The following is a 21,844-nucleotide window of genomic DNA, read 5'->3' as shown; positions in this document are numbered from 1 at the left end:
TTCGGCTTTGGAGTGGCTTCCGGCCATTCCCCTCCCTTCCAGGGAGGGGAGAAGGAAGGTCCGCTTTCGGCCGTCAGCGGAACGGCGGCTCGTTGAAGGCGCGGAGTTTGCGGCTGTGGAGCTTTGCCCCTTCGTCGCGCATCGTTTCGCAGGCGCGGATGCCGATCTGGAGATGCGCGGCGATCGCTTCTTCGTAGAAGCGGTTCGCTTGTCCCGGCAGCTTGAGTTCGCCGTGAAGCGGCTTGTCGCTGACGCAGAGCAGGGTGCCGTAAGGAACGCGGAAGCGGTAGCCCTGTGCCGCGATGGTGGCGCTTTCCATGTCGATGCCGATCGCACGCGACTGCGAGAAGCGCAGCGCCGAGTCGGTGTAGCGCAATTCCCAGTTGCGGTCGTCGGTGGTGACGACGGTGCCGGTGCGCATACGCTTCTTGAGGTCGGCGCCGGTCGCGCCCGACACGGCTTCGGCGGCGGTTGCGAGCGCGACCTGCACTTCGGCGATCGGCGGGATCGGGATGGCGACCGGGAGCACGGCGTCGAGGATATGATCGTCGCGGAGATAGGCGTGGGCGAGCACATAGTCGCCGATGCGCTGGCTGGGGCGGAGGCCGCCGCAATGGCCGATCATCAGCCACGCCTCGGGCCGCAGCACCGCAAGATGGTCGCAGATCGTCTTCGCGTTCGACGGACCGACGCCGATGTTCACGAGCGTGATGCCGCCGCCGTCGGGCGCGATCAGGTGATAGGCGGGCATCTGGTGCCGCCGCCATGCGCTGTCGGCGACAAGCGCGCTGGCGTTGACGCCCGGTTCGTCGACATAGAGCCCCGCGGCGCCCGCGAGCGCGGTGTAGCGGCCCTGGCCGACCTGCGCGCCCGCCCAGGCGACGAATTCGTCGACATAGCGGTGATAGTTGGTGAACAGGATATAGCGCTGGAAATGCTCGGGCGCGGTGCCGGTATAGTGGCGGAGGCGCGCGAGGCTGAAGTCGGTGCGCAGCGCGTCGAACAGCGCGAGCGGCTGCGATGCGGTCGGGTCGGCGCCGAACAGGCCGTCGGCGAGTTCGTCGCCGATGTCGGCGAGTTCGGTGGTCGGGAAATGGCGCGCGAGTTCGAGCGGGGTGACCCCGCCCATGTCCGAGCCGTCGCTGGCGTCGAGCACGTAGGGGAAGGGGATCTGCTGCCCGGTGCGTGTGACCGACAGTTCGAGGTCGTAATGGCGGGCGAGCAGGGTCAGCTGGTCGCGCAGATAATCGGCGAACAGGTCGGGCCGCGTCACCGTGGTGACAAATTCGCCCGCGCGCTCGAAACGGCCGAAGGCAAGATTATGGCCCTTCTGCCCTTCGCGTTGTTCACCGGTGGTGACGAGGCGGATTGCCGGATAGTCGAAGAGGCCCGTCGCCGCGGCGTCGGCCGGCGGCAGCGTGCGGTCGTGGACATAGGCGGCGATGGCGGATTTGAGATTGGTGACCGACGTGCGGAACCGGGCTTGAAGTTCGGCGATGATCTCGTCGACGAGCGCGGTGGGGTCGGTGGTGTCTTGCGATGCGTTGGATGTCATCGCGTCGCTGTTGCATGAAATTATGACAAAAGGGAAGGGGGAGGGTTGCCCGGCTTCTCCTGCCCGTCATCCCGGACTTGATCCGGGATCCACCGGCTCGACGCCGGCGCGAATGGACCCCGGATCAAGTCCGGGGTGACGAAGAGTGGAGGGGCAGCGCACTATTGCACCGCCCCTTCCGGCTCTTAGAGCTGCTCGAGCATATGGTCGGCGCTCGACACCTTGAATTCGCCGGGCGCTTCGACGTTGAGCTGTTCGACGACGCCGTCGTTGACGATCATCGAGAAACGCTGGCCGCGCTTGCCCATGCCGAATGCCTTGCCGTCCATCGTCAGGCCGACCGCCTCGGCGAAATCGCCATTGCCGTCGGCGAGCATCGTGACGCTTTCGTTCGCACCGGCGCTCTTGCCCCAAGCGCCCATGACGAAGGCGTCGTTGACCGCGGTGCAGACGATCTCGTCGACGCCCTTGGCCTTCAGTTCGCCAGCCTTGTCGACATAGCCCGGCAGATGCTTGGCCGAGCAGGTCGGGGTGAAGGCGCCGGGAACCGAGAAGAGCGCGACGCGGCGGCCCTTGAAATAATCGGCGGTGCTCACCTGTTCGGGGCCGCTTTCGCTGACCTTTACGAAGGTCGCGTCGGGCAGCTTGTCTCCGGTCTGGATCGTCATGGTCGGCATCCTTTCACTTGAGGGGATTTGGGTCGCGGTGACATCGGGTTGCCGACCCGCCGAGTCAAGCGCGGCGGAGCGTTTCATCGAAAAGCTGGACCACAACGGCGCCGCGCGGCATGATGGTGCGATGGACACAGACCCTACCTGGTTCACCGGCCAGCTGCTGCTTGCACTGCCCGGAATCGGCGACCCCCGCTTCGAACATGCGGTGATCGCAATGATCAGCCATGACGAAGAGGGGGCGATGGGGATCGGCATCGACGATCCGATCGACGGCATGACCGTCGGCGCCGTGCTCGATCAGCTTGAAATTGCGCATGATGTGCCGCTCGATCAGCCCGTGTTTCTGGGCGGTCCGGTCGAACCTTCGCGGGGGTTCGTCATCCACAGCCTCGATTGGGGCGGTCAGGAGGCGGTCCAGGTCGGCGATCGCTGGATGGTATCGAGTTCGCACGACATATTGCGCGCGATCGGCGAAGGGCGCGGTCCTTCGCGCTGGCTGGTGGCGCTTGGCTATGCCGGCTGGTCGTCGGGCCAGCTCGAAGACGAGATGGTCCGCCATGGCTGGCACGTCACGCCCGGAAGCGACGGTCTGTTGTTCGAAACGCCGCCCGCCGAACGGTGGCAGGCGGCGTTTGCCGAAGCGGGAGTGGACGCCCGCTTGCTGACAACCAAGGGCGGCGAAGCCTGACCCGTCAGCGCGCGAGCGCGAGCACCGGCCGGCCAGCGCCGAGATTGGCGAGCGCGGTCCGTGCGGCCCAGCGCGAATCGACATAACGGCCGTCGGCGAGTTCGAGATCGTAGCGGATCGGGCTGCCGATCGCGTTATCGTAGGCCGCAGCGGCTTCGGCGGTGCGGCCGAGGCGGGCATAAGCGGTGCCGAGGTTGATCAGTCGCGCCGGATCGCGTGCATCGAGGGTGGTTTCGCCGGTCAGTTTTTCGACCGCGGCGCGGTTCTCACCGGCCTTCAGCTCTGCATAGGCAACCGGCAGGATGTTTTCCGAATCGGCCTGCGGTGCGGTCACAACGACAATCGATTGTGCGGCGGCCGGGCTTGCAAAGGCCAGTGCGACCAGCGGCAGCAATATTATTTTCATCTCTCTATCTCCCCGAAAACTTTCACCGATTTTCTCGCGCATGGTGCAAAAAGTCAATGTTTTCGGGGGTTTGTAATATAGATGTCACAAATAGGGATTATGCTCAACGCAAGGCGCATTATAAGTCAGGATTTTCAGAATCTTGGGCTTTGCGGCCGCTTTGTCACAAAGCGCGCTCGCATCTGTCATATTTGTGCCCGGCGAAATTTTTTTCGCAGCCGACGTGCATTTCGCGCGCCGATTCGCATGGCCTGTGGCCATCGTCGGGCGGTGCCGGATTCGTGATATAAAGAAAAGTTTATATTTGATCGGGAGCGCCCTTTCAGCTAGGGGCGCAACATAATTACCAGACTTTTCGGGGCCGCTCGCCTGCGGTCGAACTCGCCTACAGGAGACTATCGTGGCCACTCTCGCCGCCGACACCCGTGACTATGTGATCGCCGACATCGGCCTTGCCGACTTCGGTCGCAAGGAAATCAACATCGCTGAGACCGAAATGCCGGGCCTGATGGCGCTGCGCAGCGAATTCGGCGCAGCGCAGCCGCTGAAGGGCGCGCGCATCGTCGGGTCGCTGCACATGACGATCCAGACCGCGGTGTTGATCGAAACGCTGACCGCGCTCGGCGCCGACGTTCGCTGGGCGACGTGCAACATCTTCTCGACGCAGGACCATGCCGCCGCCGCGATCGCCGCGACGGGCGTGCCGGTGTTCGCGGTGAAGGGCGAAAGCCTCGCCGATTATTGGGATTATGTCGGCCGCATCTTCGACTGGGGTGTCGAAGATGGCACGACGTGCAACCTGATCCTCGACGATGGCGGCGACGCCACGATGTTCGCGCTGTGGGGCGCGAAGCTCGAGGCCGGGCAGACGATGCCCGCGCCCGAGAATGAAGAAGAGATCGAAATGCAGCGCGCGCTGAAGGCGTTCGTCGCGGCGAACCCGGGTTACCTGACCAAGACGGTCAAGGCGATCAAGGGCGTGTCGGAAGAAACGACGACCGGCGTCCACCGGCTGTACCACATCGCCAAGAAGGGCGAGCTGCCCTTCCCCGCGATCAACGTCAACGACAGCGTCACCAAGTCGAAGTTCGACAACCTCTATGGCTGTAAGGAGTCGCTGGTCGACGCGATCCGCCGCGGCACCGACGTGATGCTTGCGGGCAAGGTCGCGACCGTTGCCGGCTTCGGCGACGTCGGCAAGGGTTCGGCGCAGAGCCTCCGCAACGGCGGCGCACGCGTGCTGGTGACCGAAATCGATCCGATCTGCGCGCTGCAGGCGGCGATGGAAGGCTTCGAGGTCGTGACGATGGACGAAGCCGTCAAGCGTTCGGACATCTTCGTCACCGCGACCGGCAACGCCGACGTGATCACCGCCGAACATATGGCGGGCATGAAGAATATGGCGATCGTCTGCAACATCGGCCACTTCGACAGCGAGATCCAGATCGCGGCGCTGGCGAACTATAAGTGGACCGAAGTGAAGCCGCAGGTCGACCTGGTCGAGTTCCCCGACGGCAAGCAGATCATCATCCTGTCGAAGGGCCGCCTTGTGAACCTCGGCAATGCCACCGGCCACCCGAGCTTCGTGATGTCGGCGAGCTTCACCAACCAGACGCTGGCGCAGATCGAGCTGTGGACGCGCAGCGAGCAATACAAGAACGACGTCTATGTCCTGCCCAAGCATCTCGACGAAAAGGTTGCTGCACTGCATCTTGAAAAGCTGGGCGTGAAGCTCAGCCAGCTGAGCCAGAAGCAGGCCGACTATATCGGTGTACCGGTCGACGGGCCGTTCAAGCCTGATCATTATCGTTACTGATAATTTACACTATGTTGCGTTTGGGCCACATCTTCTCCTGAAAATCGGGGGCGATGGGGCCCATTTGCGTTATCGCGTTGACTTGTTCCGGGATTTGACCCTGATTTAGCGTGGCCGGGGGGCTCGCGAACAGGGAAGGAATTCCGGGGATGAGTATTTCGCGCAGCGTGCAGGTCAGCCTGTATACCAGCATATCGGTTCTTGCGGTTTTTGCCGCCGCCGTTCCCGCCCATGCGCAGGAGCCGCAGTCCGACAGTGAGCAGATCGCGTCCGGGGGCGGGGCGGCCGAAGGCGATGCCATCATTGTTACGGGCTCACGCATTGCACGTCCGCGCGATTTCACTTCGCCGGCGCCGCTCGTGACGATCGGTGCGGACCGCCTGCAACAGTCCGGCTCGACCAACCTAACCGATATTTTGACAGGCTATCCGGCGCTGGTGGGTTCGACCACCTCGGGCGATACGTCGGGCGACGATGCGGGGATCGGTGAGGCGGGCCTTAACCTGCTCGACCTTCGCAACCTTGGCAGCCAGCGCACGCTTGTCCTCGTTGACGGACGGCGCCATGTCGCGGGCTCTCCCGGGACCCAGTCGGTTGACATCAACACGATCCCCGGCGACCTTGTTGAGCGGATCGAGATCGTCACGGGCGGCGCATCGGCGCTCTATGGCGCAGATGCCGTCTCCGGCGTCGTCAACTTCATCCTGAAGCGCGATTTCGAGGGGCTCAGCGCGCGGGCGCAGGCGGGCATCTCTCAGCGCGGCGATAGCGGGCAGCGCCTCATAAGCGTCACTGCCGGCAAGAATTTCATGGACGGACGCGCCAATGTGACGCTCGCTTATGAATATGGCGAGGATGATCGGCTGGTCAGCCAGCAGCGTGGATATCTTTCCGGCACGCGTTATCGGGGCTTCTATCCGAACCCCGCGAGTAACGACCCCGCTGGCGGACATGATGGTATCCCCGACCGGATTTTGTACAACGACCTGCGCTATTTCGATACGACGCCTGACGGCGCGATCGATCTCGACTTCGACGGCGTGCCCGATCTGTACGGGGCGAACGGCCTTCCGTTCATTCACGGGCAAGGACTGGGCAGCGGGGTCGACAGCGGGGGATCGGGTACGCCGTTGTCGCGCTATGCGAACGACCTGCGGCCCGACATCACACGCCATGTCGTCAATCTGTTCGGCCGGTTCGAAGTATCGCCGGCGTTCGAGATTTACGCCGAAGGCAAATATGCGCGAAGCAAGACCTTCACGCTGGCCCAGCCGACCTTCGACTATTATCTTTTCGTTGACGAGGCCAATCCCTTCATCCCTGCGTCAGTTCGCGCGAACATCATACCGGGGATCGGCGAGGATAATTTCGGTCCCGGCGCACCCGACGGCGTTCTTGTCACCCGTGACAATTTCGATTTCGGGCAGCGTGGGCAGGAGAATCTGCGCGAAACATGGCGTGGCGTTCTGGGTGCGCGCGGTGAAATCACCTCCAACCTGCGCTACGACATCTCCTATGTCTATGGCCGCACTACCCAGCGCTCGCGTTTCGTGAACGACATCTATGACGACCGTTTCTTCGCGGCGCTCGATGTCGTCACCGATCCCGTGACAGGGCGGCCGACTTGCCGCGCCAACCTCGATCCAAACTGGACGCCGTTCCAGCCGTTTCAGGATCCTGACGGCGCGCGCGGGGCCGGGTTGGGCGGGCCAGTGACCTTCCAGCCTGGCCAGTGCGTTCCGATCAATCTGTTTGGCGAGGGTCAGTCGCAGGAAGCACTCGATTTCATTCGCGCCGAGACGGTGGACCGGTCGAAGATCGAGCAGCATGTCGTATCGGCGATCGTGAACGGAACGTTCGGCGATGGCTTCAAACTTCCCGGCGGCGAGATCGGTTTTGCCGTGGGGGCCGAATATCGCCAGGAGAAAAGCAATTTCAACAGCGATGCCCTCGCGCGGCAAGGGCTGACCTTCACCAACTCGATCGAACCGACGCGGGGCAAGTTCAGCGTGAAGGAAGTTTTCGGCGAAATCAGCCTCCCGCTTCTGGCCGATGTTCCTCTCGTCGAACGCCTTCAGCTTGGCGGCGCGGTTCGCTATTCGGACTACAGCACCATCGGTTCGACGACGACCTGGCAGCTCAGCGGCGAATATGCGCCGGTGCGCGATATCACGTTAAAGGGCACCTATTCGCGCGCTATCCGGGCGCCCAATATCGACGAATTGTTCGGCGGGCAGGCGCAGACATTCCTGGTCATCACCGATCCATGCCAGAAAAACGAACTGCAAAATGCGCTCGATGTCGATCTGCGAACACGGAATTGCGCGACATTGCTGTCGGGTCTGGGGGTAACGAATCCGGCCCAATTCACTGATGGTCGCAGCACGAACATCCCGGGCCTCCAGGGCGGCAATCGCAGCCTCAGAGAAGAGCGGGCGACGATCTGGACTGCAGGAGTCGCGATTCAGCCGCGCTTCATTCCGGGGCTCAACGTCACGCTGGACTGGTATGATGTGAAGCTGAAGAACGCTATCAATACGGTCACCGCCAACCGGCTCGCGGCGCTGTGCGTCGACCAGCCTACGCTCGACAATGTCTATTGCGACGGAATCGATCGCCAGAATGGCCCGCCCGCCTCGGGCACGGCGCAGCCTGGATATATCACCGGTTTCCGCCTTGGGCCGCAGAATGTCGCTTCCTTCACGACGTCGGGTCTCGACGTGAATATGAATTATCGCCTGCAGACCGAAAAAATGGGCACCTTCGGCATTCGGGTCATCGGGAACTATCTGAAATCGCTGAAGACGATCCCGACGCCGGGCGCCAATGCAATTGAAAATGCCGGCACGTCGTTCACTCCCAAATATCAGGTGAACAGCGATCTGACCTGGAGCAACGGGCCCCTCACGATCAACTATGGGCTGTCGTGGTTCGACAAGACGTCGCGATATGCGCTCGGGACGATCGCGAGCAACCCCGATATCGTCGAAAAGAAATATCTCTATTACAAGGAGCGGTGGGTGCACGACATCTATGTCTCCTTTGATGTCGCGGAAAATTTCCAGTTCTTTGGCGGCGTGAATAATTTCACCGACAACAAACCGGGCGTGGCCGCAGATGATTATCCGGTGTCCGCGATCGGGCGATATTTCTTCTTCGGTGCAAAAATGAATCTCGGCGGCAAGTTACGCTGATCAGACCAATTTCGCGGTGCCGGGCCGTCGACTGACGGCCCGGGAAGACAGGATACAGGAAAAGCCCGCCCTCTCTCGGCGGGCTTTTCATCGCCCGCGGTCATACGGCCTAAAGACATGCGGCGCGCGCTGGAGCGATAATGTCATCTTTCTGTCGCGATGCGGTGAGCAACCGGTCGCCCGACGATTGAATCGGTGCTCCACAGTCGATAGTGGCAGCAGGATGCTATCCGGCCCTTGCCCCCCTTTTCCTGTCCGATCGGTGCTATGGCCATGATGCTCTCATCGGGGGCCTTGTTCGCCATTGGCCTGTTCGCCGCGCTCTGGCTGCTTGCCGGTGTGTGGGCGGTCGGGCGCGGGATCGCGATGCAGCGGCGTTCGGCGTTCGTCGCGGGACAGGCCGAACGGCTCGCGAGCCTGGTCGAGGCGTCGCCGCAGCTTCCCGTCATCGTCCGCGCCGACTGGCGGATCGAGGCGAGCGAGCGGCTCGGGCGTTGGCTGGGGCTCGAACGCGGGCCGCGCAATTTCGACGAATTGCGCGGGCTGGGTAGCGGGCTCGACGCCGGGGGGCATGACGCGCTGCGGCAGGCGATCCTCGGCGCGCAGCGCGGCGCCAAGCCCTTTACGCTGAGCCTGAAGCCCGAGGCGAGCAACCGGACGATCATCGTCCATGGCGCCCCGGCGCCGCAGGCCGTCGGCGGTGCGGGCAGCGTGCTGCTCTGGCTGAGCGATGCGACCGACGGCCAGCAGGCGCTGGCGCATGCGCGCAGCGAGCGCGACGAGGCGATGGCGGCGTTCGAGGCCTTGTCGGGGCTGATCGAAGCGGCACCCTTTCCGATGTGGTTCCGCGACACCGACCTCCATCTTGCGCTCGTCAACGGCGCCTATGTTCGCGCGGTCGAAGCAAAGGGGCCCGCCGCAGTGATCGATGGCGGGATCGAGCTGTGCGAAACCGTCGCGGGGGTCAGCGCCGCCGAAGCCGCCGACGAGGCGCGTATCGCCGGATCGGCGCAAGTGCGCACGATCCCGGTGACGATCGAGGGCGAACGGCGGATCATGCGCGTCGTCGACGTGCCGCTGGTGCCCGAGGGCGGCCGGGCGATCGGCATCGCGGGCTATGCGATCGACATTCAGGAACTCGAAACCGAACGCGGCGCGCACCGCCGCTTTGTCGATACCCAGCGCGAGCTGCTCGACCGATTGTCGGCTGCAGTGGCACAATTCGGCCCCGATCAGGGGCTGAGCTTTGCCAATCTGCCGTTCCGCCGCTTCTTCGCGCTCGAGGCCGACGATGTCGCCGAGGCGCGGCCGTTCGCGCGGCTGCTCGACGCCTGGCGCGAGGGCGGGCGGACCCCCGAGGTGCGCGACTATCCCGAATGGCGGCAGGCGCATGTCGACTGGTTCGCGCAGGCCGGGGCGAGCGAGGAAGACTGGTTGTTGCGCGATGGCACGCACCTGCACGTCGTCGCGCAACCGACCCCCGACGGCGGACTGTTGCTGATCGCCGAAGACCGCACCGAGCAGGTGCAGCTGGCCGGCGCGCGCGACACGTTGCTGCGCGTCCGCACCGCGACCTTCGACAATCTGTTCGAGGCGATTGCGGTGTTTGCCCCCGACGGCCGGCTGCATCTGTGGAACCAGCGGTTCCGGCGCCTGTGGGGTGTCGACGAGCCGACACTGGCGGCGCACCCGCGCGTCGATGCGCTGATGGGCGGGCTGGCCGACCGGCTGGCCAAGCCGAACCAGATCAGCATCGTGCAGGAGGTGATCCGCGCCGCGACGCTCGAGCGGCAGCAGCGCGCGGGCGAAATCCGCTTTGCCGACGGGCGCCATTTCGACTTCGCCTCGATCCCGCTCCCCGACGGCAATGCGCTGCTCATCATGCTCGACATCACCGCGAGCCGGAAGATGGAAGGCGCGCTGCGCGAGCGGAACGAGGCGCTGGAGGCGGCGGACCAGGTCAAGACCGCCTTCCTGTCGCGGATGAGTTACGAACTGCGCACGCCGCTGACGTCGATCGGCGGCTTTGGCGAGATGCTGCAGGCGGGCTATGCTGGCAAACTTGCCGATCAGCAGCGCGCCTATATCGACGCGATTATGGAATCGGTCGCGGTGCTGCGGCGCCAGATCGACAATGTGCTCGACCTTGCGCAGGGCGAGGCGGGGACGCTGGCGATCGAACGTGCGCCGGTCGACATTCGCACGCTGCTCGAAGGCGCGCTGGCCGATGCCGGGATTCTCGCGGCAAGCGAGAAGGTTGAGCTTGTCGGCAATCTGGCGCCCGATCTGGGGAGCATCGACGGCGACGCGCCGCGGCTGTCGCGTCTGGTGGCGGGGCTGCTCGACAATGCCGTGCGTTATACCGCGCCGACGCGCCGGACCGGTGGGCGCGTGCTGCTCCATGCCGCGGGCGATGCGCGCGGCGTCGACATCATCGTGTCGGACAACGGCCCCGGTATGCCCGATGCGGTTGCAGCGGTGACCAAGGGCCAGCAGGCGGGGACATCGTCGGGCGGTATCGGTCTTGCACTCGCGCGGCAGCTCGTCGCGGCGCATGGCGGGACGATGGAAGTGGTGAGCGAACCGGGGCAGGGCACGCTCGTGCGGATCAGCCTGCCGCGCGGCGCATGACGGATTTTACACTCAGCTATGATCTGGACAAAGCGGAGCGGATCGGCGCGGCGATCGGCGCGGCGCTGATGCCCGGCGACGTCGTCGCGCTGTCGGGCGACCTCGGCGCAGGCAAGACGACGCTGGCGCGCGCGATGCTGAAAGCGCGGGGGCTCGCGGGCGAGGCGCCGAGCCCGACCTTTGCGATCGTTCAGCCCTATGCGCCGCCCGAAGTCGACCTGCCGATCGCGCATGTCGATCTGTACCGGATCGAGGACGAGGACGAGCTGATCGAGCTTGGGCTCGACGATTATCTCTATGATGGCGCGCTGCTGATCGAATGGCCCGAGCGGCTCGGCGAGGGCGGTTGGCCCGGTACGCTGCTGCTCACGATTTCGGGTGAGGGCGGCGCGCGCGTCTTGACAGCGTCGGTGCCGCCCGCTTGGGGAGCAAGATGGCCGCTCCGATGATTCCGCCCGCCCATGCTCCGGCGTTCCTTGCCGCGCATGGCTGGGGCGATGCCCAGATTTTGCCGCTCGCCGGCGATGCGTCTTTCCGGCGTTACTTCCGCGTCGTCGATGGCGCGCGGCAGGCGGTGCTGATGGATGCGCCGCCGCCGCACGAGGACCCGCGCCCGTTCATCGCGGTTGCCGAATTCCTCTGCGAACAGGGGCTGACCGCGCCGACGATCCTCGCGCGCGATCTGGAGCGGGGCCTGCTGCTGATCGATGATTTCGGCGATGTCCGCCTGCGCGAGACCGTCGACGAAGCGCCGCACACCGAAGCCGATTATTATGCGGGGGTGACCGACCTTCTCGTTCATCTCCACGCGCGGCCGCCGATGGCCGGATTGCCCGTGCACGGCCTCGAGCAATGGCTCGACGAGGTGATGCTGTTCAGCGACTGGTATTGCCCGGCATTCGATCTGGACGTCGACCGCGATGCGTTTCGCGCCGCATGGGCGGAGGTCTTGACCCCGGTCGAGGCCGACGGCCTGCCGCGCGTCACGGTTTTGCGCGACTATCATGCCGAAAATATCATGCTGGTGCCGGGCAAGGACGGCATCGCGCATTACGGCCTGCTCGATTTCCAGGACGCGCTTATCGGCCACCCTGCCTATGACCTTGCCTCGGTGCTCGAGGATGCCCGGCGCGACGTGAGCCCGGCGGTCGAGACGGCGATGCTCGCGCGCTACAGACAAGCGACCGGGCAGGATATCGAGAACGCCTATTGGGCGCTCGCGGCGCAACGCAACACCCGCATCCTCGGCGTCTTCGTGCGGCTGTGGAAGCGCGATAACAAGCCGCATTACAAAAGCTTCCAGCCGCGCATGTGGGGGCTGCTCGAACGCGATCTCGCGCATCCGGCGCTTGTCCCCGTTCGGCAATGGTTCGACGCCAATGTCCCCGCTTCGAAACGGGCGGAGGCTTGGTTGTGAGCGTGAAGATCGAAAGCGCGATGGTGATGGCGGCGGGGCTGGGCAAGCGGATGCGTCCGCTGACCGCGACGCGGCCCAAGCCGTTGGTGCGCGTCGCAGGCAAGCCGCTGATCGACCATAGCCTCGACCGCATCGAGGCGGCGGGGATCGAACATGTCGTGGTCAACGTCCATTATCTTGCCGATGCGCTCGAGGCGCATCTGGCGGCGCAGAAGCGGCCGTTCAGCATCGCGATTTCGGACGAACGCGACCAGTTGCTCGAAACCGGCGGCGGGATGGTCAAGGCCTTGCCGCAGCTCCGCGGCGACCCGATCCTGATCGTCAACAGCGACAATATCTGGACCGACGGGCCGCAGGACAGCATCCGGCATCTCGCGCACCACTGGGATGGCGAGCGGATGGACGCGCTGCTGCTCCTGATCCGGCAGGCGAGTGCAACGGGGCACGGCGGCCGCGGCGATTTCCATATGGACGGCGAGGGCAAGTTGAGCCGCCGCAAGCCCAGCCGGATCGCGCCCTTCGTCTATACCGGCATCCAGCTCATCTCGCCGCGCCTGCTCGAAGATGCGCCCGAGGGGCCCTTTTCGACCAATATTTTGTGGGACCGCGCGATCGCGGCGGGGCGGCTCTATGGCCTGTCGCACATGGGGCAATGGTTCGATGTGGGCACCCCGGCGAGCATTGCGCCGACCGAAGCCGCGCTGACGGATGGCTGAGACAAGGCCAACGGTCTTTTCCATCCCGGTCAACCGGGCATTTGCCGATGCACTTGCCGCCGGGCTGATCGAGCGTTTTGCCGACGGCGCGCTCGGGCTGGCCGAAGGATTGATCGTGCTGCCGAGCAACCGGGCACGCAGCGCGGTGCAGGCGGCCTTCGTGCGCACGGGCGGAGCGGGGCTGCTGATGCCGCGGCTTGCCGTGATCGGCGATGCCGATCTCGACGAGAGCGTGGCGCTGGCGCTCGACGCGATCGACGAGGCCGAACCCATCCCGCCTGCGATCGATGCGCTCAAACGCCGGCTGATGCTCGCGGGCTTGATCGAAAAGCATGTTCCAGCGGGCGAAGACGCGATCACGGGTGCGGCCGCCTTCCAGCTTGCCGAGGGACTGGGGCGCGTGATCGACCAGTTGCATTATGAGGAGATCGCGCCCGCGCGGCTTGCCGATATCGAAAGCGCGCTGGGCGATCTGGCCGGGCATTGGCAGGCCTCGTGGCGCCGTTTGTCGCTGCTCGTCGACCAGTGGCCCAAGCTGCTCGCGGCGACGGGGCATATCGACCGCGCCGACCGCCGCAACCGGCTGCTCGATCGGGTGAGTGCCGGGTGGCGCTCCGCGCCGCCCACGCGCTTCGTTGCCGCCGCAGGGGTGACCACCGCGGCACCCGCGATCGCGCGACTGCTCCGCACCGTCGCCAACCTGCCGCAAGGTATGGTCGTGCTGCCGGGGCTCGATCTTGGCATGGCGGGCGAGGAATGGGAGGCGCTGGGGCCGGTGAAGCCCGACCCCGAAAAGCCGGGTGCCAAACAATTTGGGGAGCGTCCGCTCGAAACACACCCGCAATATCATCTGAAGCTGCTGCTCGGGCGCATGGGCATTTCGCGCGACGAAGTGCACGAATGGGGCGCTTCATCGCCTTTCGACGGCCCCGAGGCGCGCGCGCCCTTCACTTCGCTGCTCTTCGCGCCCGCCGCCTACACCGCGCGCTGGCAACAGGCGGGCGATCTGCGTTCCGGCATCGCCGGTGTCAGCGCCGCGGTTTTCGCCGACGACGGGCAGGAGGCGCAGGGGATCGCGTTGATGATGCGCGCCGCGCTCGAAACCCCCGCGCGCACCGCTGCGCTCGTGACTCCCGACCGCGCGCTGGCCACACGCGTCGCGGCGGCGCTCGCGCGCTGGGGCATCTCGGTCGACGACAGCGCGGGGCAACCGCTCGGACAGACGCCGCCCGGCGCGCTGCTGCTCGCGCTCGCCGAATTTGCCGCTGGGTTCGATCCGGTGCGATTGGTCGCGCTGCTCGGTCATCCGCTCGTGCGCGCGGGCGATACGCGGCTGGCCTGGCTCGATCAGGTACGGCGGCTCGATCTCGTGCTGCGCGGTCCCGGACTGGTGCCGGGGTGGGAGGGCATCACGGCGCGGATCGTCGCGGTCGCCGCCGACCCCAAGGCGCGCGGGCATGCCGCCGCGCAGGCGATCGATGAATGGTGGGCCGATACCGCTGCGGGGCTGGGTGCGGCGCTTGCCCCTTTCACCGCGGGCGTTTCCGCATCGCCTTCGACGTTGCTCGGGGCATTGCAGGCCGCGCTCGGCTGGTTGACCGGCGAAGGCGCGTGGACGGGGCATGCCGGCCGTGCGCTGTCCGAAATCTTCGACCGCTGGGCGCTTGCGAAGGGGGACGGCCCGGCGCTGATCGCGCCCGCCGATTTCCCGGCGATGCTGGCCGACCTCTTGTCGGGGACAAGCGTCCGGCCGCCCTATGGCGGGCATCCGCGGCTGTTCATCTGGGGCCTGCTCGAAGCGCGCTTGCAACGCGCCGACCTGATGATCCTCGGCGGGCTCGACGAGGGCCGCTGGCCGCCGCAGCAAAGCCCCGATCCTTGGCTGGCACCCGGCATCCGGCGGATGCTGGGCCTCGCTGCCCCCGAACGCCAGCAGGGTGCTGCGGCGCATGACTTCGTCGGTGCGTTCGCGGCGCGCGAAGTGGTGGTGACGCGCGCGATACGCAGCGGCGGCGATCCGGCGGTCGCTTCGCGCTTCTGGCTGCGGCTTGCGGCGCTCGCGGGCGAGCTGCCCGAGGCGGCGCGGGACGGGCAACCGGTGACGGCGCTTGCGGCGATGATCGACGTGCCCCCCGGCGCCAGCGCGCCCGCCGACAAGCCGCACCCGGCGCCGCCATCGGCGGCACGGCCCGACCGGATCAGCGTGACGGGGGTCGATCAGCTCGCGCGCGATCCCTTTGCCTTTTATGCGGCGAAGATATTGCGGCTGAGCGAGCTCGATCCGCTGAGCAGCGGCCCCGATGCGAAATGGTTCGGCATCCGCGTCCATAAATTCCTGCAGGACTGGCAGACGGCCGGGCTGACCGAGGTCGCATTCGACGCCGAGGTTGCTGCGCTACGCGCGGACCCGGCGCTCGATTCGCTGGCCCGCGCCTTCTGGCTGCCGCGCATCGAGCCGTCGCTGCGCTGGGCGGCCGAGCGCGTGTGGGCTTCGCGCGACGAACGCTGGCCGGTCGCCAACGAGGTCAGCGGCAAGCGGCTCGTCGACGGCATCACCCTCCACGGCACCGCCGATCGCGTCGATCAGGCGGCGGACGGCACGCTGGCGATTGTCGATTACAAGACCGGCGCAGCGCCGTCGGGCAAGTCGACGGGGGAGGGGCTCAACAACCAGCTTGGCTTGCTCGGCCTGCTCGCCGAAACGGCCGGTCTTGGCGACCTTGCGCCCGAAACCGTGGGCGCGTTCGAATATTGGGAGTTGAAGCGCGACCGGAAAAAGGCCGTCGATGGCGCGGTGAAGGCCATAAAGGGGCAAAAACCCAAGCCTTCAACGGCGGCGGCGGTTGTCGAGCGCGCGCGCGAAGCGCTCGCCGACCTCACGGCGCGCTATCTGCTGGGGCAGGAACCCTTTGTTCCGGGCGATACGGGCAAACGCTACGCCGATTTCGACCAGCTGATGCGCCGCGACGAATGGTTCGGGCGCGATGACGCCGACGCGCGTGCGAACGACGGGGGCGCGGCATGATCGATCCCGACAAGCTGCTCAAAATGCTCGACGCCGGGCAACGCGCCGCGGCGCAGCCCGACGACCATGTGTGGCTGGGCGCATCGGCGGGGACGGGCAAGACGCAGGTGCTTTCGGCGCGGGTGCTGCGCCTGATGCTGGGCGGCGTGTCGCCCGAGGCGATCCTGTGCATCACCTTTACCAAGGCGGGCGCCGCCGAAATGGCGCACCGCATCCATGAGCGGCTCGCGATGTGGGTGCGGATGGGGGATGGCGATCTGCGCACCGAATTGCGGGCGTTGGGGCTGGATCTGGAGTTTATCGGCTATGATCGCGGCGTCCCGGCGCTGATCGAGCGCGCTCGCTCCCTCTTCGCCACCGTCATCGACAGCCCCGGTGGCGCCGTTCGCGTCCAGACGATCCACAGCTTTTGCCAGACCTTGCTCGCCAGCTTCCCGCTCGAGGCGAAGATATTGCCGGGTTTCCGCGCGCTCGAAGACAGCGAGGCGAGCGCGTTGCAGCGCGACGTGCTGGGCAAGCTTCTGTCGCAACAGGATGGTGATGGCGATGCGATGCGGACCATCGCCGCGATGTTGTCGCGGCGGCTGGGGCAGGATGCCGCGATCGCCTTCCTCGCGCGCTGCGCCAGCAGCTTCACCGCAGCGAACGCGCCGCGGCTGGCCCCGCGGGCGCATGATCTGCGGGCGGCGCTCGGCCTGCCGCAGGGCGATCCGGCGGACTGGCAAGCGGCGGCGATTGCCGGCGGCGCAGTCGCCGATGCCGATATCGCGGCGGTGGCGCTCAGCGGGCGCGACTGGGGTACGAAGACCGGCGATGGCCGCGCCGATATCATGGACGACTGGCAGCGCGCCGATTCGCACGGACGCGCGGCGCTGCTGGCGGCGGTCCGCGGCTGTTTCCTGACCGGGACGGGCGATCTGCGCGCCGATTACACCAAGGAAAAGGGCGCGATGCGCGTCTGCCTGGGCGCCGCCGAGCGGATCGTCGCCGCCACTACCGACCTGCTGGCGACCGCGACCGCGATGCAGGTCGCCGATGAGCTGGCGGCGGCGTGGGATTTGGGCAGCCGCTTTGCCGAAGCCTATGCGCTCGCCAAGCGCGACAAGGGCTATGCCGATTTCGACGATCTGATCAGCATCGCCGGCCACCTGCTCGCGCAAGGCGATTTTGGCGACTGGGTCCGGTTCAAGCTCGACCAGCGCACCGATCATATTTTGGTCGACGAGGCGCAGGACACCAATGCGCGTCAATGGGCGATCATCCTGTCGCTGGCGGCGGAGTTTTTCGCCGGGCTCGGCGCCAAGGACGAGCGTGTCCGCACGATGTTCACCGTTGGCGACCGCAAGCAGGCGATCTTCGGCTTTCAGGGCACCGAGCCCGCGGCGTTCGAGGCGGCGCGCATCCGCTTTGGCGAACGCGCGGCGGCGGGCGGCAAGCCGTTCGAAGATGTCGATCTCGACACCAATTACCGGTCGAGCCCCGCGGTGCTCGATGTCGTCGACGCGTGGATTTTGGCGGGGGCGCCCGAACTGATGGGGCTCGAAAGCGACGAGCCGCCGCATATTCCCGCCGATTTCAACCGCGACCGCGCCGGGCGGGTCGAGCTGTGGGAACCGCTGCCGGTCGGCAAGGCGCTCGATGGCGCCGCCGACGATGAGGAAGACGGCGGCGATGGCGACGAGGATGCCGCGCCGGGCACAGGCGATTCCTCCACCGCCGCAAGCGACCCCGCGAGCCTGCGCCTGTCGCGCGCCATCGCCGACGAGGTGCAGGGCTGGATCGCCCATGGCAAGGACGGGCGCAGCGTCGCGCCGGGCGATATCTTGATCCTCGTCCGCCGCCGCCGCGACCTTGCGGCGCGGATCGTCGCGCGGCTGCAATCGCTTCACGTGCCGGTCGCGGGGGTCGACCGCTTTTCGCTGACCCAATCGCTGGCGGTGCAGGATCTGCTCGCGGCGATGCGCTTTGCCGTGCAGCCGCTCGACGACCTTAATCTGGCCAGCCTGCTTGTCTCGCCGCTGTTCGGCTGGACGCAGGAGGATCTGTTCGGCTTTGCCCACGGCCGATCGGGGGCGCTGTGGGAGGCTTTGCGTGAGCATGAGGGAAGGGCGCCGCCCGAAACCATGGCCGCGCTGCGCCGCTTGCTGGGCATGGCCGATTTCACCACGCCCTTCCGCTTCCTCGACGCCATCTTGTCGGGGCCGCTCGATGGGCGGCGCAAGCTGTACCACCGGCTGGGCCGCGAAGCGCGCGATCCGATCGACGAATTGCTGGGGCAGGCGCTGGCGTTCGAGCGGCAGGAAGCGCCGTCGCTGCTCGGCTTTCTCGCGCGCATCGCGGCCAGCACCGCAGAGATCAAACGTCAGACCGAGGCGCGCAGCGACGTCGTGCGCGTGATGACGGTGCATGGGTCGAAGGGGTTGCAGGCGCCGATTGTCATCCTTGCCGACGCGACCGACGATCCGCGCCCCCGGCGGCTGACCTTCGACCTGTCGATGGAGGCGTGGGACAAATTGCCGGTGTTCGCGCTGGGCAAGGACGAACGCCATGGCGCGGTCGCCAAAGCGCATGACGACAAGGAAGCGGCCGAACGGCAGGAGCATTGGCGATTGCTCTATGTCGCGATGACGCGCGCCGAGGAGTTGCTGGTCGTCACGGGTATCACCAAGACCGCCGATCGCACGCTGCCCGATAACAATTGGCATAGTGCGGTCGATGCGGTGATGGCCGACATGGGCGCCGATTGGCAGGACGCCGGGCCGCGCTGGAGCCGCAAGCGGGTCCATGCCGTGCAGCCGAAGAAATGGCCGCGGGCGCCGAAGGACAAGGCGCGGCAGGCGGTGGCGCCCGTGACCGTGCCGCCTTGGGCGCGGCTACCCGCCCCCGAAGAGGCGCGGCCGCCGCGCCCGCTCGCGCCGTCGGCGCTGGGCGAGGATGATGTCGCATCGCCGCCGCAAGGCAGCGAGCGGGCGGTGGCTGTAACGCGCGGCCTGTTGCTGCATGCGCTGTTCGAACGGCTGCCGCCGGTTTTACCCGAAAGGCGGCACGACGCGGCGATGCGATGGCTCGCGGTGCAGGCGCCGTCGCTTGATGAGGCTGCGCGCGGGGCGATGGTCGCGGAAATCCTGACGGTGCTGGACGATCCTGCCCATGCCGCGCTGTTCGGCGCCGGGTCGCTCGCCGAAGTGCCCTTGTCGGCGGTGGTCGACGGCGTCGTCGTCGCGGGGATCGTCGACCGGCTGCTCGTCACCGCGGACCGGGTGACGGTGGTCGATTACAAGACGGGGCGGCATGTCCCCGATGTCGCGCAGGATGTTGCGCCCGCCTATCTGCGCCAGATGGCGGCGTATCAAAGTGCGCTGGCAGCGATCTTCCCCGGACGGCGGGTCGAGGCGGCGCTGCTCTATACGGCCGGCCCGCGGCTGATCACGCTCGACGATGCCACGCTGGCGCTGCACAAGCCGGGCTTCGCAGGAACCAAGGCGAATTTGGGGAGCTGAGGCCTTGAGCCGGAGGCCCCGACCGCTTAGTTTAGGGACAAGAGAATTTCAGGAGTTCAACATATGGGTACCAAGGCAATCAGCGACGACAGCTTCCAGGCCGACGTCCTCGACAGCGACACCCCCGTGCTCGTCGATTTCTGGGCCGAATGGTGCGGCCCGTGCAAGATGATCGGCCCGTCGCTCGAGGAAATCGCCAACGAGCTCGGTGAAAAGGTCGTGATCGCGAAGCTGAACATCGACGATCATCCGAACGCCCCCGCCAAATATGGCGTGCGCGGCATCCCGACGATGATCCTGTTCAAGAATGGCGAGATCGCCGACACCAAGGTCGGTGCGGCGCCGAAGAGCGCGCTCAAGGGCTGGCTCGAAAACGCGCTGTAACGGACTGTGCCCCGGCGAAAGCCGGGGCCGCTTCCGGCGCCCCCGGGCCGTTGCGCGACAATCGACTATGGCCTCAAAGCGGCCACTGCGGCCTTAGGAAACGGCGTTGCCGGCTACAAGCGCCGGTCCATCATTATCGGATGTCGAGCGCGGCCTGTAGCGGCTTCAGCCAAGGCAGATAAGGCTGCCATCGGTTGTTCTCGCGATGAATCGGCGCCCGGACCTGCTGGGCGCTCGGCGTGTAAATGGCGCGCGAATTTTCTTCGGGCCTGAGGCAGGCCGGCGAAAAGGGTAGCCGCAGAAAGCCAAGTAGCGCGCGAATTTCCTGCTCCGCATTCGAGACAAGTCGCGCGTGATCGAGGCGGTACAATGTGCCGGGTGCCAAGCCCCGCACCATTTCCATCAGCCGGAGATAGAGTCGGTAATATCGACCGAGATCTTCGAGCGTGTTCGGAAAGTCCGTGTGGCGGTTGAAATAGGTCGTGTAGGCCGAAAAGCAGCAAGCCAGCGGGTCGCGCCGCACATCGATAATCCGTGCGCCCGGTAGAATCCGCTGGATGAGTGCGACAAGGCGCCAGTTGGCCGGCATCTTGTCCGTAAAGCAGGGACGGTCGGTTCGGCGGTAGCGCTCCGCTTTCGTCAGATAATGCGCGCCGAGCCGCGCCGCTTCGGCTTGCGTCAATGTGTGCAAGCGGTGGACAAAGGCATCGGGTGAGTTGAAAGCGCGGATCGACGCGGCGACCTCCTGAAGTGCGAACAACTCGCCCATTGCTTCGACTTCGGGATGGCTGGCGAGGATCTGTTCGACGAGCGTGGATCCCGATCGGGGCATGCCGACGATGAAAATCGGTCCATTCACCTGGGTGGGGACTTCTGGTGCCGTCGCGAAAAAGGATTTCCGGAGCCTCCCGTGGGCCTCGACAAAGGCGGCGAGTCCGGCGCCGTCGTGGGGAACCGCCGTTTCGCGCAGGGCATTGGCTTCGGTAAATTTTTCGAAGGATCGGCCGAATGCCCCGTGCGCGCCATGCGCGCTGCCGAGCGCGAAAAGAAGCTGGATCTTTTGATAGGGATCATGCGCGAGGGCGACCCCTTTTTCCATCGCCGCGAGATCGGCGTCGTCAAGCGACGCACCGGGCAAATTGGCAAGCCCCAGCCATGCGGTCCCGTAGTCGGGAGCGCGCTCGACCGCCGCGCGAAAGGCGGCGGCTGCTTCGTCTACGTCGCCGACGGCCGCGAGGTCGCTGCCGAAATTCGCCCACAGAAGCGCGACATCCGGGGCCATCGCGACCAGTCGCCGGTGGACGTCGAGCGCCTCGGCCGCACGCCGTTCGCTGGAAAATATGCCGGCCTTTATCGACAGCGGCCAAATCTTCGACGGCTGACGGCCTGTCTCGCGATCGATATGCGCCAACGCTTCATCCACACGACCGGCGCCGCAGAGGGAGGATGTCAGCGCTGCATGCGCGCGGGCGTCGCCGGGATGGTTCGCGATGGCCTGACGCAGCGCCTGCTCGCTGTCAGGGGAAAGGGCGTGCGGGTTTATCGATGGCATGCGGGCGATTTAGGGACGCAACCGCCATCGGGGCAAGCGTCGTGTAACCGTGACTGCTTGCGCTATGGCCTGTTAAAAAATGTTATGCGGGATCAGCTTTCCGTGTCGATACCGTGACATACGGTAATTATCCGCGGTTTAGTAATAAGTTAATAACCAATGCTTCGTAGCGAGCGAAGGATGTCATCTTTCGGACGCTCCGATGGATTGATCTGGTTTTGCTCTCCGCGACCATCCGCCTCGGCGGAGGAGGCATGACGATGGGGCAGATTGCGCGGGCCGTCAA

14 protein-coding genes are annotated in these 21,844 nt (G+C 65.9%); 10 read left to right on the top strand and 4 right to left on the bottom strand.

What is annotated here, in order from left to right:
- Positions 1–73: 73 nt before the first annotated feature.
- Together AC07NV_RS04760 and AC07NV_RS04755 are read right to left on the bottom strand one after the other, a co-directional pair.
- On the bottom strand, positions 74–1,555 hold the full coding sequence (locus tag AC07NV_RS04760) for an AMP nucleosidase (protein ID WP_495165204.1): 1,482 nt from the start codon (positions 1,553–1,555) through the stop codon (positions 74–76).
- A 185-nt stretch (positions 1,556–1,740) separates the two neighbouring features.
- Entirely contained in the window at positions 1,741–2,223 is a 483-nt protein-coding gene (locus tag AC07NV_RS04755) for a peroxiredoxin (RefSeq protein ID WP_495165203.1), read from the bottom strand.
- A 130-nt stretch (positions 2,224–2,353) separates the two neighbouring features.
- Between AC07NV_RS04755 and AC07NV_RS04750 the strand changes: the two genes are divergently transcribed.
- Positions 2,354–2,917, top strand: a complete 564-nt coding sequence (locus tag AC07NV_RS04750; protein ID WP_495165202.1) for a YqgE/AlgH family protein — start codon at positions 2,354–2,356, stop codon at positions 2,915–2,917.
- 4 nt (positions 2,918–2,921) lie between these two features.
- Here AC07NV_RS04750 and AC07NV_RS04745 read toward each other — a convergent pair whose 3' ends face one another.
- Positions 2,922–3,323 (bottom strand): hypothetical protein, encoded by a 402-nt coding sequence (locus AC07NV_RS04745; protein ID WP_495165201.1) that lies wholly within the window; start codon positions 3,321–3,323, stop codon positions 2,922–2,924.
- Between the two features lie 400 nt (positions 3,324–3,723).
- On the opposite strand from AC07NV_RS04745, the gene ahcY reads away from it, so the two are divergent.
- From ahcY to trxA, 9 genes are all read left to right on the top strand, one after another.
- Positions 3,724–5,139 (top strand): adenosylhomocysteinase, encoded by a 1,416-nt coding sequence (gene ahcY, locus AC07NV_RS04740; RefSeq protein ID WP_495165200.1) that lies wholly within the window; start codon positions 3,724–3,726, stop codon positions 5,137–5,139.
- Between the two features lie 149 nt (positions 5,140–5,288).
- The gene (locus tag AC07NV_RS04735) at positions 5,289–8,333 is read left to right on the top strand and encodes a TonB-dependent receptor plug domain-containing protein (RefSeq protein ID WP_495165199.1); all 3,045 of its coding nucleotides are present in this window, start codon (positions 5,289–5,291) and stop codon (positions 8,331–8,333) included.
- A 273-nt stretch (positions 8,334–8,606) separates the two neighbouring features.
- Positions 8,607–10,964, top strand: coding sequence for a PAS domain-containing sensor histidine kinase (locus AC07NV_RS04730; RefSeq protein WP_495165198.1), 2,358 nt, complete (start codon positions 8,607–8,609; stop codon positions 10,962–10,964).
- Positions 10,961–11,413, top strand: coding sequence for a tRNA (adenosine(37)-N6)-threonylcarbamoyltransferase complex ATPase subunit type 1 TsaE (tsaE, locus tag AC07NV_RS04725; protein WP_495165197.1), 453 nt, complete (start codon positions 10,961–10,963; stop codon positions 11,411–11,413). Before AC07NV_RS04730 ends, tsaE begins: the two co-directional genes overlap by 4 nt.
- Complete coding sequence (locus AC07NV_RS04720; protein WP_495165983.1) at positions 11,410–12,381, top strand: aminoglycoside phosphotransferase family protein; 972 nt, start codon at positions 11,410–11,412, stop codon at positions 12,379–12,381. The genes tsaE and AC07NV_RS04720 overlap by 4 nt, the downstream gene beginning before the upstream one ends.
- On the top strand, positions 12,378–13,097 hold the full coding sequence (locus AC07NV_RS04715; RefSeq protein ID WP_495165196.1) for a nucleotidyltransferase family protein: 720 nt from the start codon (positions 12,378–12,380) through the stop codon (positions 13,095–13,097). Before AC07NV_RS04720 ends, AC07NV_RS04715 begins: the two co-directional genes overlap by 4 nt.
- A complete protein-coding gene (gene addB / locus AC07NV_RS04710) occupies positions 13,090–16,122 on the top strand; it encodes a double-strand break repair protein AddB (RefSeq protein ID WP_495165195.1) in 3,033 nt (1,010 codons plus the stop codon). The genes AC07NV_RS04715 and addB overlap by 8 nt, the downstream gene beginning before the upstream one ends.
- A complete protein-coding gene (gene addA / locus AC07NV_RS04705) occupies positions 16,119–19,622 on the top strand; it encodes a double-strand break repair helicase AddA (RefSeq protein ID WP_495165194.1) in 3,504 nt (1,167 codons plus the stop codon). Before addB ends, addA begins: the two co-directional genes overlap by 4 nt.
- A gap of 63 nt (positions 19,623–19,685) precedes the next feature.
- Positions 19,686–20,006, top strand: a complete 321-nt coding sequence (gene trxA, locus AC07NV_RS04700; RefSeq protein ID WP_495165193.1) for a thioredoxin TrxA — start codon at positions 19,686–19,688, stop codon at positions 20,004–20,006.
- Between the two features lie 133 nt (positions 20,007–20,139).
- Here trxA and AC07NV_RS04695 read toward each other — a convergent pair whose 3' ends face one another.
- Entirely contained in the window at positions 20,140–21,558 is a 1,419-nt protein-coding gene (locus AC07NV_RS04695; protein ID WP_495165192.1) for a sulfotransferase family protein, read from the bottom strand.
- Positions 21,559–21,844 lie beyond the last annotated feature (286 nt).

The organism is Sphingopyxis sp. GW821-FHT10B01, from assembly GCF_059415685.1.
This window is presented reverse-complemented; position numbering and strand designations above follow the sequence as displayed.